This is a genomic window from Bradyrhizobium manausense (assembly GCF_001440035.1).
Classification (GTDB): domain Bacteria; phylum Pseudomonadota; class Alphaproteobacteria; order Rhizobiales; family Xanthobacteraceae; genus Bradyrhizobium; species Bradyrhizobium manausense.
The window spans coordinates 140735-157406 of the sequence record NZ_LJYG01000111.1 but is presented as its reverse complement, the minus strand read 5'-3'; the positions used below and the strand labels follow the sequence as shown (position 1 = coordinate 157406).

The 16672-nt window shown below is 58.4% G+C and carries 11 protein-coding genes and 8 pseudogenes; 10 read left to right on the top strand and 9 right to left on the bottom strand.

What is annotated here, in order from left to right:
- Positions 1-321: pseudogene (locus tag AOQ71_RS36275) on the bottom strand (transposase); the annotation flags it as partial.
- 165 nt (positions 322-486) lie between these two features.
- Between AOQ71_RS36275 and AOQ71_RS36270 the strand changes: the two are divergent.
- Positions 487-738: a hypothetical protein gene (locus AOQ71_RS36270; protein WP_245317341.1), complete on the top strand. Its 252-nt coding sequence runs from the start codon at positions 487-489 to the stop codon at positions 736-738.
- A gap of 481 nt (positions 739-1219) precedes the next feature.
- Here AOQ71_RS36270 and AOQ71_RS36265 read toward each other — a convergent pair.
- A protein-coding gene (locus tag AOQ71_RS36265) for an IS3 family transposase (RefSeq protein ID WP_157083780.1) occupies positions 1220-2322 on the bottom strand; the annotation gives its coding sequence in 2 pieces (ribosomal slippage) (positions 1220-2061 and positions 2061-2322; 1104 coding nt in all).
- A 506-nt stretch (positions 2323-2828) separates the two neighbouring features.
- On the opposite strand from AOQ71_RS36265, the gene AOQ71_RS36255 reads away from it, so the two are divergent.
- Positions 2829-3086: a hypothetical protein gene (locus AOQ71_RS36255; protein WP_057757502.1), complete on the top strand. Its 258-nt coding sequence runs from the start codon at positions 2829-2831 to the stop codon at positions 3084-3086.
- A gap of 106 nt (positions 3087-3192) precedes the next feature.
- Here the strand turns inward: AOQ71_RS36255 and AOQ71_RS44340 are convergent.
- Positions 3193-3421, bottom strand: a pseudogene (locus tag AOQ71_RS44340) (IS630 family transposase); the annotation flags it as partial.
- A gap of 381 nt (positions 3422-3802) precedes the next feature.
- Here AOQ71_RS44340 and AOQ71_RS36245 point away from each other — a divergent pair.
- A complete protein-coding gene (locus tag AOQ71_RS36245; protein WP_057757497.1) occupies positions 3803-4747 on the top strand; it encodes a 3-hydroxyacyl-CoA dehydrogenase family protein in 945 nt (314 codons plus the stop codon).
- Positions 4748-4969: 222 nt separating this feature from the next.
- Positions 4970-5770 (top strand): hypothetical protein, encoded by an 801-nt coding sequence (locus AOQ71_RS36240; RefSeq protein WP_057757495.1) that lies wholly within the window; start codon positions 4970-4972, stop codon positions 5768-5770.
- Between the two features lie 272 nt (positions 5771-6042).
- Here the strand turns inward: AOQ71_RS36240 and AOQ71_RS36235 are convergent, their stop codons facing one another.
- From AOQ71_RS36235 to AOQ71_RS36230, 4 genes and pseudogenes are all read right to left on the bottom strand, one after another.
- The gene (locus tag AOQ71_RS36235; protein ID WP_057757493.1) at positions 6043-7227 is read right to left on the bottom strand and encodes a KamA family radical SAM protein; all 1185 of its coding nucleotides are present in this window, start codon (positions 7225-7227) and stop codon (positions 6043-6045) included.
- 82 nt (positions 7228-7309) lie between these two features.
- On the bottom strand, positions 7310-7735 hold the full coding sequence (locus AOQ71_RS45710; RefSeq protein WP_157083779.1) for a D-alanine--D-alanine ligase family protein: 426 nt from the start codon (positions 7733-7735) through the stop codon (positions 7310-7312).
- Between the two features lie 387 nt (positions 7736-8122).
- A complete protein-coding gene (locus AOQ71_RS45705; protein ID WP_157083778.1) occupies positions 8123-8296 on the bottom strand; it encodes a hypothetical protein in 174 nt (57 codons plus the stop codon).
- A 56-nt stretch (positions 8297-8352) separates the two neighbouring features.
- Positions 8353-8927, bottom strand: a pseudogene (locus AOQ71_RS36230) (transposase); the annotation flags it as partial.
- A 77-nt stretch (positions 8928-9004) separates the two neighbouring features.
- Here AOQ71_RS36230 and AOQ71_RS36225 point away from each other — a divergent pair.
- Positions 9005-9664: pseudogene (locus AOQ71_RS36225) on the top strand (transposase); the annotation flags it as partial.
- An 11-nt stretch (positions 9665-9675) separates the two neighbouring features.
- Here AOQ71_RS36225 and AOQ71_RS36220 read toward each other — a convergent pair.
- Positions 9676-10222, bottom strand: a pseudogene (locus AOQ71_RS36220) (IS630 family transposase); the annotation flags it as partial.
- A gap of 605 nt (positions 10223-10827) precedes the next feature.
- Here AOQ71_RS36220 and AOQ71_RS45700 point away from each other — a divergent pair.
- Both AOQ71_RS45700 and AOQ71_RS36215 read left to right on the top strand, forming a co-directional pair.
- Positions 10828-10977, top strand: coding sequence for a hypothetical protein (locus tag AOQ71_RS45700; protein ID WP_157083777.1), 150 nt, complete (start codon positions 10828-10830; stop codon positions 10975-10977).
- Positions 10964-12355 (top strand): aminotransferase family protein, encoded by a 1392-nt coding sequence (locus AOQ71_RS36215; RefSeq protein WP_430648675.1) that lies wholly within the window; start codon positions 10964-10966, stop codon positions 12353-12355. Before AOQ71_RS45700 ends, AOQ71_RS36215 begins: the two co-directional genes overlap by 14 nt.
- 470 nt (positions 12356-12825) lie before the next feature.
- Here the strand turns inward: AOQ71_RS36215 and AOQ71_RS44330 are convergent.
- Positions 12826-13040: pseudogene (locus AOQ71_RS44330) on the bottom strand (transposase); the annotation flags it as partial.
- Positions 13041-13105: 65 nt separating this feature from the next.
- Here AOQ71_RS44330 and AOQ71_RS49190 point away from each other — a divergent pair.
- The 3 genes and pseudogenes from AOQ71_RS49190 to AOQ71_RS36200 form a co-directional block, all read left to right on the top strand.
- Positions 13106-13330 (top strand): annotated as a pseudogene (locus AOQ71_RS49190) (IS630 family transposase); the annotation flags it as partial.
- Positions 13331-14054: 724 nt separating this feature from the next.
- Positions 14055-14784: pseudogene (locus AOQ71_RS49185) on the top strand (SDR family NAD(P)-dependent oxidoreductase).
- Positions 14785-14859: 75 nt separating this feature from the next.
- A complete protein-coding gene (locus AOQ71_RS36200; RefSeq protein ID WP_057757486.1) occupies positions 14860-16548 on the top strand; it encodes a thiamine pyrophosphate-dependent enzyme in 1689 nt (562 codons plus the stop codon).
- Positions 16549-16672 lie beyond the last annotated feature (124 nt).

Sequence of the window (16672 nt, the reverse complement as noted above, 5' to 3'; positions counted from 1 at the left end):
GGATGCGCCGGGCCTCGGCGGGCGCAAATGCTTGATACAGCGCGCCGACGGTGTGGATCGACAGATTGTCCTGCACGACACGAATGCAGGCGGCATCGGGATAATGGACATCGACGAGTTCGCGCATGCAGTGCGCATAGTCTACGGCGGCGCGTCGGTCTGTAGCCTTTACGTTGCGCCAGCCACGTTGCGGTTCGAAGGTGACGAAGAGATTGACGGTTCCGTTGCGGCGGTACTCGTAATCGTAGCGCTCGCGCTGTCCCGGTTGGGCCGGAATCGGCTGACGCACCTCTCGATGAGTTGGACCGGGGTCTCGTCGAAGATTCCATCGGGTGGATAGCGACCAGGTCTGAGACCAGACTGAGGTTGCTGAATCCATTCAACCTGGAGACGACGATGTAAGCTGAGGAGTCGAAGCTCAGGACCGCCCAGCGTCTGACCAATCTGATCTCGCTCTTTTGCATCCTGAGTTGGCGGTTCTTCTGGATGACGATGCTCAACCGTTCCGCCCCAGACGCGCCGCCAACCCTAGCGTTGACTGCGACTGAAATTGGCGTGCTCGATCGCCTCGTCAACGACAAACCAAAAGCAAGACAGAAAACGCTATCGCACTATCTGATCAAGATCGCGCGGCTCGGCGGTTATCTCGCCCGCGCCAGCGATCCGCCGCCCGGCAATACCGTTATTCAAGATTTCGCCGATCTGCGGATCAGCCCAAGTGGTCAAAGTTATGGGTAATTGAAAGCCTCACCGGAGGACTACCCGCCCGCTGATATGGCCAGTGATACAAGAAGCCGAAAAGGGATGGTGGAAAATTGATTGCGTAGGCGAATGGGTTTGCGATGGAGTTGAGATAGGGACCTTCATCGCTGAGATCGAGACCGTAACTGCTGTAGTATAGCAACCAGGTGGAAAGGACCGCCGTGGTTACGGCGGATAGAGCCAGCAAAGTCCGATCCAGCAAGACTGACAACATCCTTCCGTTGGCAAAGTGGTTATCTCTTACGATGGGTCCCTCTTGCTAGCTTCGTAGACGAGTCCATTCCAGTCCGTGTCAGCCTTAACGAGCTTCTAATTGACCTGAGAGCTGCAATCTCCTCCCAAGATTGGTAGAGTCTGATCTGCCACTGAACTTTCATCCAATGGCAGTTAGAGTCTCGGTGGTTTTGCAGTGAGACCGAACTTTGGACCACCCGGAACTAGAGTTTTGCGCCTCTGATCACGTTGGTGGGCTGGTAGCGCCAGCGTGATTCTGCAGCAAAATCGGCGGCCGATTGCCGATCGCGCCGCGGGGCCGTTCTTCGTTATAGTATCTACGCCAAGTCTCCACCTTTTGCCGGGCATCCGCAAGGGACAGGAACCAATGGGCGTTGAGGCATTCGGCCCGGAAGCGGCCGTTGAAGGCTTCGATGAAGGCGTTGTCGGTCGGCTTGCCGGGTCGTGAGAAGTCCAGCGTGACGCCGCGCTGGTAGGCCCAGAGGTCAAGATCGCGCGACACGAACTCGCTGCCTTGATCGACCCGGATCGTCGTCGGGAGTCCCACTTCATTGCAAACCCTTTCCAGTACCTCCACGACGTCGGTGCCGCGGAAGGTGAGCCGCGGCTCCAGTGCGGGCGAGAAGCGGGAGAAGATATCGACGATCGTGAGCACCCGGAGCTTGCCGCCGGTGGCCAGCTGGTCATGAACGAAGTCCATTGCCCAGATCTCGTTGACCCGCGTCGCGGGCCGTCGGTCGTCGCGCAGCTTGGCCTTGACCCGGCGCTTGGGCGATTTGTTGCGCAATTGCAGGCCCAATTCGCGATAGATGCGACGCGTCTTGTTCTGCCCGTGACGCCATCCCTCGCGGCGTAGCAACACGTGGACACGGCGATAGCCGTAGCGAACGCGTACATGGCAGATCTCCTTGATCCGAGCTTCGAGGGTCGCCTGGCCGGAGCGGCGAGATTTGTAGTGGTAGGTCGAACGGTCGAACTCGAGGGCCGCACAGGCCTTGCGGATCGACACCTGCCACTCACCGCAAACCTCATCGACGAGCTTGCGCTTCCGGCCAGGCTTCACAGCTTTCGGCGGATCACGTCCTGCAGCATCTCCTTGTCGAGTGACAGATCCGCCACCAGCTTCTTCAGCTTGGCGTTCTCGTCCTCGAGCTGCTTCAGCCGGCGCATCTCGGTCGGCAGCAGCCCGTCATACTTCTTCTTCCAATTGAAATAGGTCGCCTGGCTGATCCCGGCCTTGCGGCAGATGTCCGCAACCGGGACCCCATCATGGCCCTGCTTCAGGATAAACGCCTTCTGGGCGTCCGAAAACTTCGAGGCCTTCATCGTCGTCCGCTCCTCCCAGCCGAGGGGATTCGGCAGCGCCCAAACTCTAGCCAAAAATGGTCCAGTTTTCCGGCCTCAGACCAGTTTTGCACAAGCGGCGCGGGGGAGAGAAGAACGATCTCCGATCGAAGGCCAAGATGTCGGAAAGCCGACAAAGTGGCGCGGCCATTCCAGAGGGAGTAGGTGCGAACGCATGTTTCTTACGTCAAGCAAGGCGTGTGTCAGATTCTGCGAGTGGCACGCCGATTGCTGGGATAAGAAAGAGCCAGCGTCAAAGCGGCGTTCCGGAAGTCCGATTCGCATACTCGATCGGTACGCTCGCCTTGGCGCAAGATTTGGTCTTCTCTTATGAGATTGCCACGGGCTTGCTCTCGAAATCATATTCGATGGGCACATGATTGAACACCGTAAGTCGAGCATCTTGTTGGTTGGCGGACGCCTTGAACAGCTACAGAATGGATGTGATAGGCGTCGGCTGAGGAGTACACCCTTCGAAAGTAACAATCATGAACGCGAAAGTCACTATACCTCCTTCGTGTAGCCTCGCGGCGTCGACCGTCGTCTTTGTTGGCAGAGATTGTCTTGGCAACTGGATCGCCCGCGAACGAAACGGATTTTTTGGCGGCCTGTTCGTGAGCCGCGCGGAAGCGTTCAAATACGCGCTGTTCGAGAATGGCCATCATCCAGAAACCGTCTTTGAGGTGTCGCGCGAGATTGATCTCGATATTCCGAGCCAATCCATAGATCGCAACGAGGCGCTCTGATACCTCGGTGCCCCTGATGATGGACGAATGGCCGCACACGCTGCCTAGTACCCGAAAACAGAGCGGAATGATATTGGCGGCCGTAGAAGCGGCTTTGATGGACCGTTTACTTGGTCCGGACGAAGGGCTCGGCTCTGTCGTTGTATGCGTAGACGTAGGCATCGATGTGGTCCTGAAACTGCTTGAGGCTTGTGAAGGAGGTGCCGCTGGAAGCCTGCCCTGCAGGATCGAGAACGACACCTCGACCTGGTTGAGCCAGAACGCACTTGTCGACGTGAATGAAACTTCACGTTGCGGCGGGCCTTCAGTCATTGCTCATTCTTCCGATGCGCGGATCTCGGCGGAGCCGCCACTCGCGTCGCGCCTCCATTAATCGGGCTAACACCTGCATGAGGAGGCATCGTGCACGACTTGCTATCAAACCCGCCGACCTCGAAGTGGTGGAGCTCAGCGGCCTTCACCGCCCGAGCCATTGCCATCCTTCGGGGAACTCAGCATTCCAACAGATGCGGGTCCACCAACGGTTGTGCAATGGCCCTGAGTCATCCGCCCGGGATGTCAGCCCACGTTGATTTATGAAACCGTCCTCTTGAACTCTGAGTCACCGGCAGACGGCCCACTCTTTCAACCATGTTCGTCGGATTGCGCAAGGCATCGCCGTAGCGATCGAAAAGGCGTAAAGAAGCTCATCAGTCATCGAACGAAGGAGACTGGCAATGGCGACTTTTGGTCGTGGCAGCATGGCCGTTATCGGCAACGGAGTGATCGGACATGGAATCGCGGAGGTGTTCGCGAAGGCGGGCTGGAGCGTCTGTCTCATTGGTCGAAGCCAGGGGAGCCTCGAGACCGCGCTCCAGCGGATCAGCGCGAGCCTCAATGAATTTGTCCAGGCTGGGGTGATGAGCGTTTCATTGGCGCAAGCTGCGATCGCGAAGATCCGAACTTCAACCGAATTGCAGGTAGCGGCAGCGGCGGAATTCGTCATCGAAGCTGTTTCGGAAGACATGGAGCTCAAGCTTGGCATATTTTCCAAACTCGACCGGATTTGTCATTCCGACACCGTACTCGCGACTTCCAGCGGCCACCCTGCGAGTGCCGTCGATAATTGCGTCGAACATAAGGAGCGAGTCATCGCGGCGCACTTTTGGTACCCGCCCCAACTGATTCCGCTCGTTGAGGTTTGTGGCAGCCCAGCCACAACCAAGTCAGTAATCGAGCGTACATGCGCGATTATTGGTGGTATCGGAAAGACGCCTGTCGTCATCGATCACGAAGTGCCTGGATTCATAGGTAACCGCATCCAGTTTGCGGCACTTCGTGAGGCTTGGGCGCTTTGGGCCGCGGGTGTTGCTTCGGCCGAAGCCATCGACTCTGTGGTCCGGCATTCGATCGGACGACGGTTTGCTGTGACCGGACCAATCGAATCGGCGGATCTAGGTGGTCTTGACACGATGTATCATTTTGCTCGCTTCCTGGTGCCGTGGCTCGACACTTCGTCTGAGCCACCCGAACAAGTCGCGGCTTTAGTCCGTGCTGGCCATTGCGGACTGCCCAGCGGCAAAGGCATCTACGATTGGGCGGAAAGAGACGGCTCTGCCTTGCTGTCAGCACGGCGACGTGAATTAATGCGCTGGCTGCAACTGGACAAGCAACGGTCGTGATTTCGATACGACGCCGGCATTCGCGCAGCAATCTCACGCCAACTATGTGAAAGGCGCCCTTTCTCCACGAAAGCAGATCCCGGGGGGCCTGAGCGTTGCCGAATCTCTCCAACGCTCAGTTTTGTCGCCGATTTGCACACTGTGCGAAGTCACGAGGGGCCTGCGGCGGAGCGCGACGACCTAGTAATCGCTCAGCGGTGCCGGACGTAGGAGATCCAGCGCATGACGACGAGGCAGCGTCACGACCGGCAGACCCACACATACCGGGTGCTCATCGACATTGCCGAGGAGGTCGTAGGAAACGCACGCGCGGGGCTCGAGATGACCCGCACGATGCGCCGCAAGGACATGTTCGCCGACATGGCCATCGAGGAACTGCGCAGGCAGATCGAGCACTTCTGCGGGCTGGGAGATCGCGTCATCGATAAGGCACGTCGTCGTGTGCTCTTTGGTGAGCAGGTCGCAACCGACGAGAAGATTTATTCCATCTTTGAGCCCCATACCGACTTGATCAAGCGCTGCAAGGTGCGCACGCCGGTTGAGTTCGGCCACAAAGCCTTCCTCGCCGAAGGCGCTCAGGGCCTAATCACGCAATACGAGGTGCTGAAAGGCAATCCGCCCGACGAGGTTCACGTGGCATCTTCCCTCCAGCGCCACAGGCAGGCCTTTGGCCATGCCCCGCAGCTGTATGGCTCGGATCGTGGCTTCTTCAGCGAGCAGAACCTTGCCTCGTGCAAGCACGCCGGCGTCAAGGTGGTCTGCAATCCGCAGCGTGGCGGCAAGAGGACGAGACGACGTGAAGCCTACGAGAAGAGCGCGGTCTTCAAGAATGGTCAGCGCTTTCGCGCCGGCATCGAGGGACGCATCTCGGTGCTGTTCCGAGGCCGCGGCATGAAGCGCTGTCTCGCCGAAGGACGCGACCGCTTCGAATTGTGGGTCGGCGCCGCCGTGCTCGCCAACAATTTCATGAGGATCGCGGCAATGCTGATGGCGCGATCGCCGCGCAGGCAAAAAGCGGCTTGAACCTCATAGCCCCTTCTCCGAAGCAGCAGGCACCCCCACGGCTCAACATATCTTGAGCTGACACTTCGTTGCCCAACACCGAAACCAAGCCCAAAAATCGGCCCTTCGGAGCTTGCCGATCCCCGCAGCTACTGGCATTTTGTTCCCAATCCATCGGCATAACTTAGATTGCGCCACTCAACCTGGACGTTTCGCGACAGAAACTAGCTAGGCGCTGTATCCGAGGATTTTGGTCCGACACGCATTTCCAATCACGCGTCAACGGCGACGAGTCAGGGCTCAAGAATGCCTTTTTCCAGGTTCATCATGCGATGAACCTTGCCTTCGAAACTAGTCGCCCAAACCGCTCCATTCGCAAGCTCACGCACGTAGTTGGGGATGATCGGCATCTTGCCCAAACCGCCCGTACCATCAATCACGAAAGTAGGCACTGCAGGACCACTAATGAAGCCTCGCAAACCGTGATACAACTTTAAGATGCGCTCAAGCGTAAGTTGATAGGCATGGTTTCCCTCCGCAACATCACATGAATAGCAATAGTATGGACGAATGCCGCAAGAGACAAGGCCCATGCACAGACCGCGCAAAGTAGCAATGTCATCATTTACCCCCTTCAATAGTACCGATTGATTGCCGATCATTGTGCCAGTCTTGCGCAGCATCTTAATGCGGTCAGCAAAGAGCGGGGTTATTTCTTTGAGGTGGTTGACGTGAACGTTGACCATCTGCACTTCGTATCGCTCGATAAGGGCACAGAGTTCAGGAGTAATTCGGGTTGGTAGCTGCACAGGCAGGCGACTTCCGATACGCAGAAATTTAATATGCGGCGCCCTGATCCTAATTTGGCTAAGAATGTCTTCCAGCTGTCGGTCACTAAGGAGTAGTGGGTCTCCACCCGATAGAAGACAATCATCGATCTCTGGATGAGATTCTAAGTATCGAAATCCGCTCTCAAGCTGTTGCTTATTGACGGCGCTTTCTCGGTGGGAAACAAACCTTTTGCGAGTGCAATACCGACAATATGTCCCGCAGTTGGTTGTAACGAGAAAGAGTACGCGGTTGGGATACCGATGCACAACAGTGCTGCCGTCTCGCATATCATGGTCTTCCGCCAGACTGTCGGCGATTTCATACTCTCGAACATTTAGCTCTCCCTGAAACGGCATGTACTGCTTGCGAATAGGGCAGTTCAGATCGTCGCGGTCCATCAACTGTGCGAGGTATGGTGTCACGCGCATGTCGAAATGGTCGTAGATCGACGTATCGACTTCCTCAACATGATTGAGAATGCCTTTCATTTCTTGATGCGTCTTGTAACGACGCTGCAATGCCTTTTGCCAGCTTTCGGAGGCCACGTCATAAGCCTCGAGTTCCTCCCGCGTGCGCAGAATCTTACCCAACCGATTGAGGTCGACTGCCCTTGTACGCGGATTGGTCGCTTCGATTGCAAATGGCATGTTATTCTCTCAATGTGTGATAAGTTGTTTTCTTTACATCCGAAGCGAGGGTTCGGATACGTGCGCGAGTATCGCCTTCGCCTTACCCACCTTTTCTCGTCGAAAGTGAATCGGATTGATGCCGATTCCGAAATGGGGCATGTGGGCCGAAATCCAGAATGCGAATTTCGAGAAGGTGTATCCGCCAGACGCCGCAGTCCTCCAGCGCAGCCCGAGAGGACCCCGGTCCAGTGTATGGAGTGCCCGACATTTCAAGTGTGGTCGGAACTTTGCTGGCTCGCCACTCGCCCTTACTTCGGTACGCTTTGTTGAAGACTATTCCGGCGGGGCGGTTTTGCGCGTTCATTGGAATGAACCGTTCGGGTGTCGCAACCAATCCTTTATCGCGTTCGCACGGCAGCATCTCGTGGCCGCTCTTTTGCAGTGCCGCCTCCACGCTTTTGATCACCGCCGGATCAGGTTGACCGGATCCCTCAATCGCCTCATTCCATACGATTGCTGCCTCCATGAGATGCTCCTTGGATGGCGGGCTGCAAACTTCGTCGCAAGATCTCTAACCGGCTCTCCAGCAATCGGCGTGCCAATAAAGGAGGGTAAGCGATACGCGAAAAGCGTGTGTTTCGCGCCGCGTCGGCGGAATAGCTTGCGTCTCAGTGTCGCCTTCACGACCTCGGGGCTAAACCGAACACGGCGGATCACGACAACCCGAATGGTCGAACCGCACGTGCCAACACAAACTCTGCGGGGAGGTTCGCCGCAGTCAGCTTACGGGGCAGAGCGTGCCATCGAAGCGATAGCCATGCAGACCTTTAGCATAGAGTAGGAATTGTCCCCTTCGAAGGCGTCACGTGCGTGGCGAACCTTTCAACCCAGCTCGTGAGGCGTACGGCTTGCCCTAGCCGATGCACTCGACCTCGGGGGCATGTAAAGCATCGACCTTTGGACCGCGCTGATGCTGATCTTGGCTGCGCACCTGCTGCGCCAAGTGAGCAGCGACCGAAGCGGTTGCCAGCGAGTCATCAATCCGGCCGAGCCGCGTCCACAGGAACTTGAGCCGGCGGCCGACCATGATGGCGCCGCCCTTGGACCAGCACAGATATCTCTGGCGCAGCGTACACTAGAGGTTCATCTCAGTGATTTTGACTCATTGGCGGTGGTTGGATAGGTGCGGCCGAGTTTGTCGCGCGCTTTGTCGTCTGTGAACATCCATTTGATGCGGGCTCGGGTTTTTGTTTCGCCGCCTTTGCCATGCTGCGATCTCGTTTCGGAGCTTTTTGGGTCGTCGATACGGCGGCCGAGACATTGGCGCTGTAGCACGCTGATCTCGCACCCGACCGTGTTGAGCCAACCGGGGTGTAGTGGAACTCGAGGCGGCGCAGGATGCGCCGGGCCTCGGCGGGCGCAAATGCTTGATACAGCGCGCCGACGATGTGGATCGACAGATTGTCCTGCACGATACGAATGCAGGCGGCATCGGGATAATGGACATCGACGAGTTCGCGCATGCAGTGAGCGTAGTCCACGGCGGCGCGGCGGTCGCTGACCTTGACGTTGCGCCAGCCCCGATCCGGATCGAAGGTGATGAAGAGATTGACGGTGCCGTTGCGGCGATACTCGTAATCGTAGCGCTCGCGCTGTCCCGGTTGGGACGGGACCGGCTGGCGCACCTCGCTGATCAGCTGGACGGGGGTCTCGTCGAAGATTCCATGGGGTGGATAGCGACCAGGTCCGAGACCAGACTGAGGTTGCTGAATCCATTCAACCTGGGGAGACGACGATGTTGCTCGATCATCATTCAGACGGACCGGCCGCTATCCGCACGCAGTTTGGGGCAATTTTTGTGTCGTTGGAACCGAGCCGTTCGACTTGGCTGGTTACCTCTCTGTCGCCCGGCAAGAGCGAGAAGATGTCCGAACACAGCGTGAAGGCCGGCGATATTGCGGAACTGTTGAAGCTGTTCGCGGAGCTAAAGCACAAGGCGCAGGCGCGAACGGGTGAGAGCTATCCGATCATTACGATCCAGGAGGCGGGGCTGGATGGGTTCTGGCTTCACCGCAGTCTGCAGCAGGAGGGCATCGAGAGCCACGTGATGGATCCGGCCTCGATCGCGACTCCGCGCCGGCGCAGGCGGGCCAAGACGGACAGGCTGGATGGCGAGACACTGCTGCGGGCGCTTTTGGCCTACAAGCGTGGCGAGCCGCGGGTCTGCGCGATGGTCGTTGCTCCCTCTCCGGAAGAAGAGGACCGCCGCCGGATTTGCCGCGAGCGGCGGACATTGATCGCCGAGCAGATCGAGCATGTGAACCGGATCAAAGGCCTTCTGTTCGCGCAAGGGATATCTGATTACGCGCCATTGCGGCGCGACCGGCGGGCGCGCCTTGAGGCCCTGCGTACGGGGACGGGCGCGCAAAGCATGACCAACCACCTTGACACTCAATCCCCATGTGAGCAGACCAGCGGCCGCTCGGGATCCGGCGCTTCAGCATAGAGATCGAGCACGTCCTCCATGCGGGCGACGTATTCGCCGTCGACACGGGGGATGCACCACATGTCCCTGCGCCACGGCTTGAGGTCGTTTTCGGCCAGCCGGCGTCGCACGGTCTCGCCCGACAGGCGATCGTGATCGGTGAGCTTGACCATCGCGTCAGCCAGCAGCGTCAACGTCCAGCGTTTGCAGCCGGCCGGCGGCTTGGCGCACGACATCGCCACCAGCAGGGCCTCTTCCTTGACCGTCAGCTTGGTTCAGCGCCCGGACGCGACTCCTCGCTCAAGGCCCGCTCCAGATTGCCTTCCACGAAGCGGCGCTTCGTCCGGCCGACCGTGGAGAGGCTGACGCCCACGGTCCGGGCAATCTCCTCGTCACCGCTGCCGGCATCAGCCGCCAGCAAAATCTGCGCCCGCTTGAGTTTGCGGCGGCGTGCTTGCTACCCCCGAGCATCGCCGTCAGTTCGTCCCGCTCGATTTGGCTCAATTCGACCCGATAACGTACATTCATGCTTCGCCTCCTTGTCGGAGGCCGGGACGAATCCAGCGATGAGTCAAAAATCAGGCGCGCTTTTCACCCAAAGGCAGGGACAGTATTTGGCCTTTATCTACCTACGCGCACATATTCGGTCGCCCACCCGCCGAAACCTTCCGCGTCAGCCCGCCATCGGTCCACCCGATCATCGTCACCCTCGAACGAAACGGCTTCATTCGTCGTCAGCCGGGTGTTCCTCGGAGCATCGTGATGCTCCTGCCACCCGAAAACTTGCCCATCCTCGAATGGCTGGGTATCAAAACATCAAAATCACTGAGATTGACCACTAGTTGCACATGGCTATCAAGACAATCGCCAGATGCATCAATCGCGCGTCGATCGGATGCAACAACCGAGAGTTGCATCATGCTTAGAGCACACGCGCTCCAGGTCCTTAAGACCGAGGTGGCCAACCAATTAGAGACGTGCGAGCCGAGGGCTTGTTTTGTAAAGTGGCAGTTGGATAATGACCGTAGCGAATTTCAGCTATAACAGCAGCGTGGGGTAGCTTTTTGTCATTACTAGCCAGCTTGCTGCAAAGGATTGGAATGTAGCCTCCGCTTGTTTCTCGAAACCGCACCATGATGAAGGCCGAGCTCAAAGCTGCTAGCTTCACGGCCCGCGACAGCCTACTAACAAATGGAGGTGTCGAGAGGGCTTTCGATTGGTATGGACAAGACTTCGATGCAGTGCCGGGACGCTGCATCAAGATGCCCAATGGAAAGCTCTGAAATGCCGCAACTAGAAGTGCAGCCTTGTCCCGACGCCGAAGGGCCGTCTCATCTGTTCTATCTCTCCAGCCTGCGGCGGCCGGTAGTCGACCGTGCCGAAGGCATCTATGTCTGGACTACGGACGGTCGCCGCTTCATCGATGGGTCGAGCGGAGCAATGGTAGTAAATATCGGCCATTCCAACCTCAACGTGCTCAACGCCATGAAGCGGCAGATGGAGAAGGCTACCTTCGCTTACCGGCTGCATTTCCAGAACGAACCGGCGGAAGAACTGGCGCGGGACTTGGCGCGCCAGCTTCCTCAGGGCCTGAACCGCATCTTCTTCGTGTCCGGCGGCTCGGAAGCGACTGAATCCTGCATCAAGCTTGCGCGGCAGTGGGCGGTCGCCACCGGCCGGTCCAAGCGCTGGAAAGTGATCACCCGTTTCCCGTCCTATCACGGCAGCACGCTTGGCTCCCTTTCCGTTACCGGCGACGATGCACTTGCCGAAACGTTTACCCCCATCATGCGGGTGATGCCGACTGTGCCGGCGCCGACCGTCTGGCGCGACCGCGATACTATTTCGATTGAGCAGCAAGGGCTTCGCTATGCCGACACACTCGAGGAAAAGATCCTCGCCGAGGGACCGGAAACCGTGCTCGCTTTCATCATGGAACCGGTCGGCGGTGCCGCTACCGCAGCCCTTGTCGCGCCCGATAGCTACTATCCGCGCGTCCGCGAGATCTGCGACCGCTACGGCATCCTGCTCATCCATGATGAGGTGATGAGCGGCTGCGGCCGCACCGGCAAGTTCCTCGGCGGTGATCACTGGAACTGCAGGCCCGACATTGTCGCACTATCGAAAGGACTTGGCTCAGGCTACGCGCCGCTCGGTGCACTCGCTGCGCCGATGCGACTGGTCGAACCACTGCTTGCCTCCGGCGGCTTTCAGCACAGCCACACATATGCCGGCAATCCGCTTGCCTGTGCGGCAGGTCTTGCTGTGCTTGACGAGATGCATAGACTCGACCTCATCGCCAACGCCGCCGTGATGGGCGATGTGCTGATTGATGAATTGAAGGCGTTGCAAAAGCGCTTCCCCTTTATCGTTGACGCGCGCGGCAAGGGTCTGCTTCTAGGTGCGGAAATGGTTGCCGATCCCGAAACGCTAAGGCCAATTGACCCGGCGCGCAACGGAACGCAGCGTCTGCTGGACCTCGCTTATGCGCGCGGCCTGATCATCTATGGCCGCAAGGTCAAGGGTGGCGTTGAGGGCGATAATTTCATGGTGGCCCCGCCAATGATCATTACTCGCGGGCAGGTCGGCGAGATGATCGCCATCATCGGCGATTCCCTGGATGCACTTGCCGCCGAACTCGACCTGCCGGTCGAAGGCTGAGCGGACGAGAGGCGGGCCCAAGGAAGGTCATCATCACTTGCGTCGTACCGACTCGGCGCATACGCCACCGATGTCTACGATCTGCCGGTTGGAATGCGCCGACTCACGCGCGATGCCATACTGCTGCGCAAACCGGCGCTTCGATATTGCATCTGCGGCCCCGGGCGATCCGGGTCGTGTTCACATCAAGCAGGTGACCGACAGGTTATCAACACTAGCACCAGCGGATTATCGCTGATGATGCTAAGCTATCGGCTGGCAATACCCTTATGGGCTCAGCCCGAAATGTGCTCGCTCAATATGGCCCGGTGATTTCGTGCTCTTTCGCGATGCTGGAAGGGCCGCGCGAATGGGAGCTTGAAACTGCTTGAGGCTTGGCGCCGACGCAAACGCCGGGACTAAACGATCGTGTTCCTGGGCGTCGTGTAACTGCGGTGGTGCTCCACGTTCGCCGGCATTGGCCGGATCAGTCAGCTGGCGATTGCCGGGAAGCTGGAGGTGGGATCATCGCTCAACGGCGCGATAGTTTCCAGCGTCATGTAGCGGGCGCGCTGGACGGCCCATTCTTCGTTCTGCTCGAGTAGGATCGGGCCGACGAGCGGACGATGGCATCCTCATTGGGGAAGATGCCGACCACCTCGGTGCGGCGCTTGATCTCGCCGTTGAGGCGTTCGATTGGATTGGTAACCGGTATGAGATGTCTCGGTGCCAACGTTCCCGCTGCAGTGTTCTACATCGTGGCGTATGGTCTTCGCTCTCCTTACCGACAAGAAGATCAGACGTGGCGTCTACCGCAGTGTCGCCGCCCTCAGGGCCGACATCACTTCGTTCATTGATCGACACAACGCCGATCCCAAACCATTCCGCTGGACCAAGTCCGCCGATGACATCCTTGCTTCCATCGAGCGCTTCTGCCGATACAATGGTCCGGCAGAACACGGCGCGATGTTGCGAACTTCTGGTTCAGGACACTAGAATGGCTCAAAGGCAGGCGCCTGGATCTGGCTAGCGGATCGCCTCGGTGAGTTGGACTGGATGAGCGCGGCAGCCCCTCACTCCGGACACCGAAAAGCGCAGCGATGGTGACGGAGGACTTTTCCTGGTGCGCTTTCAAGCGTATTCGCAATAGCGGCCGATCTCCCATAACATCGCCATGGTCGCGAGGGTCTGCCGTTTAGCGCGAGCTCTCGTTAACGTGAAGCTTGTAGATTTGTCTCGTGATGGGCTACTCATTGGCGCCCGCCGACTTGCTAGCCAATTGTAGGCGGCATAACCGTGAAGCTGCTGAATACCCGCCCGTCAGATGGCACTCGACGCATTCGCCGCAGCGCTCGAAACGATAGGCGATCAGATGCCGGTTCTGGTCTCAAACATGTTGGATGTCAGACAGCGATAAAGCTTTGTCGCGGTTCGACGCATTCAGCGACGATTTGTCGGACCTTAGTTTTTCTGGGGCTATCAAGAGCTTAGAACGACACAACTGATTGGCATGACCTTTGCTGGCTAGATCTGATGACGGTCACTGACGGTTCAATCGGGTCTGCTCATGGGAGACATGGAGTCCGCCTGTGCTCTATCTCGCTAGGATACCGGCTCCCTTAGTGCTCGACGTGCGTTTCACTCCGCTAGAAGTGCTGAGCTTTCAGGAACGTCCGACTCATACCGCGCTGCCCGCGCAAAGAGGCTCAGGAGAATTGCTATGCCTGACCATAAGCGGAAAGTCGCTTCAATCACTGGCGCTGGTCGCGGAATCGGCAAGACGACGGCTCTTGTGCTTGGTGGGCGCGGTTTCCACGTTGCCGTGCACGACATCGATGCGAGTACGGCAGGCGAGACCACCGCGCTCGTTCGCAAGCTGGGCGTCGAGGCGGAAAGCTTTGCTGCCGATGTTGATGATGCGCAGTGTCGTGGCGGCGGTCGAGAATCGCTTTGGCCAAATCGACGCCCTGATTAACAATGCCGGGATCTCGTCGGATCGTTGTCCCGTCGAGGAGGTCACAGAGGAAATGTTGAGGCGCTCGATCGGGGTATATCTTGCCGCCAACGCAGGCGGCCATCGCGGGCATGAAGCAGCGAGGCTCCGGCAGCATCGTCAATCTCTCGTCGATTCAAGCTCTTGTGGGTTGGGCCGAAGGCGCGACTTACAACGCCGCAAAGGGTGCCATCATCGCGCTATCCAGGGCTGGGCCAGGGAATTCGCGCGCTGGAACGTCCGCGTCAATGTCGTTGCGCCCGAGCATACAGAGACTGAGATGACCGCGCGCAATGTCCCGCCGGAATTGCGTGCTGCCAAGGCTAAGGCAATTCCGCTCGGACGGTACGCTCAACCCCGCGAAATGAGCGAAGCTATCGCCTTCCTGGCCAGCGACGAGGCGTCCTTCATTACAGGGCAAATACTTAGTCCGAACGGAGGTTTCGTCATAACCTAAACGTTCTCCTCAAATCGAGCCGTCCTACCGGAGGTGGGTCATCAGCTCTCAAAACTCCAATTCTCAAGGAACGCAATGTCTAACAGAAGCAACGCAACAGGTGCCCAAGCCGTAAGTGAGGCGCTCGTCCAACTTGGTCTAACTCACATCTTCGGTATGGACGTCCCTGCGCCCCTGTACATTAACTTGGACCCGAGCATTCGGGCGATCACCATCCATGACGAGCGTGCAGGCGCAGTCATGGCCGATGCGTTCGCCAGAGCATCGGGTCGAGTTGGAGTGTGCGGCGCGATTCGCGGTCCCGGCGCAACGAACTTGGTTTCTGGCCTAGCTGAGGCCTACAACTCGTCCACACCGGTATTGGCCCTCGTCAACGACGTCGCAACTGCAACTCTCGACCGTAATGCCATCCAAGGTATCGACCACGTCCGCCTGTTCGAACAGGTCACCAAGTGGGGCAGGCGCGTCGATACTCCCGAGCGGACTGCTGATTACGTCGCCCACGCGATGCGCGTGGCAACGACAGGGCGGCCGGGGCCTGTTCTGCTTGCCTTTCCAGATTCCGCTCTGACCCACGGTCCCGTCAACCCCGTGCGAATAACTGAGCCAGCCACGTATCCGCGCGTGCGCATGGCGGCAGATCCAGCCCTAATTGACCGGGCCGCGCAGCAGATCGAGTCTGCCTCTCACCCGATGGTGATCGCTGGTGGTGGGCTGCATCTCTCGCAGGGTTACGAGGCGCTGCAAGCGCTCGCGGAACGGCTCCAAATTCCAGTCGCGACTACCCCGTTGGGCAAAGGCGCTATCGCCGAGACGCATCCGTTGGCTGCGGGCGTGGTTGGTGCCTACACGGCGGGTCCTGGGGCGCGAGGATGGATCGCGAACCAAGCCGTTCGCGAAGCAGATTTGGTAATCCTCGTGGGCACAAAGACCGACTCGATCGCGACCAACGATTGGACGATCCCCTCAGTCGGCCAGCGGATTATTCACATCGATATCGATCCGGTGGAGCTTGGCAGGACTTATCCGGCGCTCGAGATCGCGGCCGATGCCAAGCTGGCGCTTGATCAACTTGGTCAGTCGGTAGCCGCACGGACAAAACCCTCTACTTGGACTCGAGACCTGCAATCCAAGATCTCGGCATGGCACGTGAATTTCGAAGCGCTCGAAATGAACTCCGGAGGAATCGACCCGCGGCTCATATATCGGTCTCTCAACGCGATCCTCGGTGAAGACGACATTGTAACCACGGACGCGAGTTATTCGTCGGCTTGGGGTATGGATCTGCTGCGCTACAAGAAGGCAGGGCGCAAGTTCCTGGCGCCGCGTGGCTTCGCAGGTCTAGGATGGGGTGTGCCAGCGGCAATCGGAGCCAAGTTGGCCAAGCCGGAAGCTGCTGTGTTTTGCGTGACCGGTGACGGCGGCTTCGGCTACGTCGCGATGGAGATGGAGACGGCGGCTCGCTACGAGGTGCCGATCTGCGTGATCGTGCTCAACAACAGTATTCTAGGCTTTCAGAAGCACTACGAAATCCATTGTTTTGGCAAGACAGTCGAGACGTCTTTTACCTCCGTCAACTATGCGGAGTTGGCGCGCACGCTAAACTGTGATGGCATACGAGTAACCACGCCAGCCGAATTTGAGGCTGCCCTGCTGAAAAGTCAGGAGCTGCGGCGTCCGCTGCTGATTGACGTCGTAACACCGGCAGATGCTCGCCCTCCGGTCAGTACGTTCGCATCAGCCCCGGCCGATGCGCGCCACTGAGAGCGACTAGAGCATGATGTATTTACACGGAAACATAGCCTGAGTTTTTGAAGTAGTTGGTGCACTCCTCCTGGGAGAAGAGATCGAGGAGTTCACCAACCTTCCGCCAGGTTGCCCCTCCACG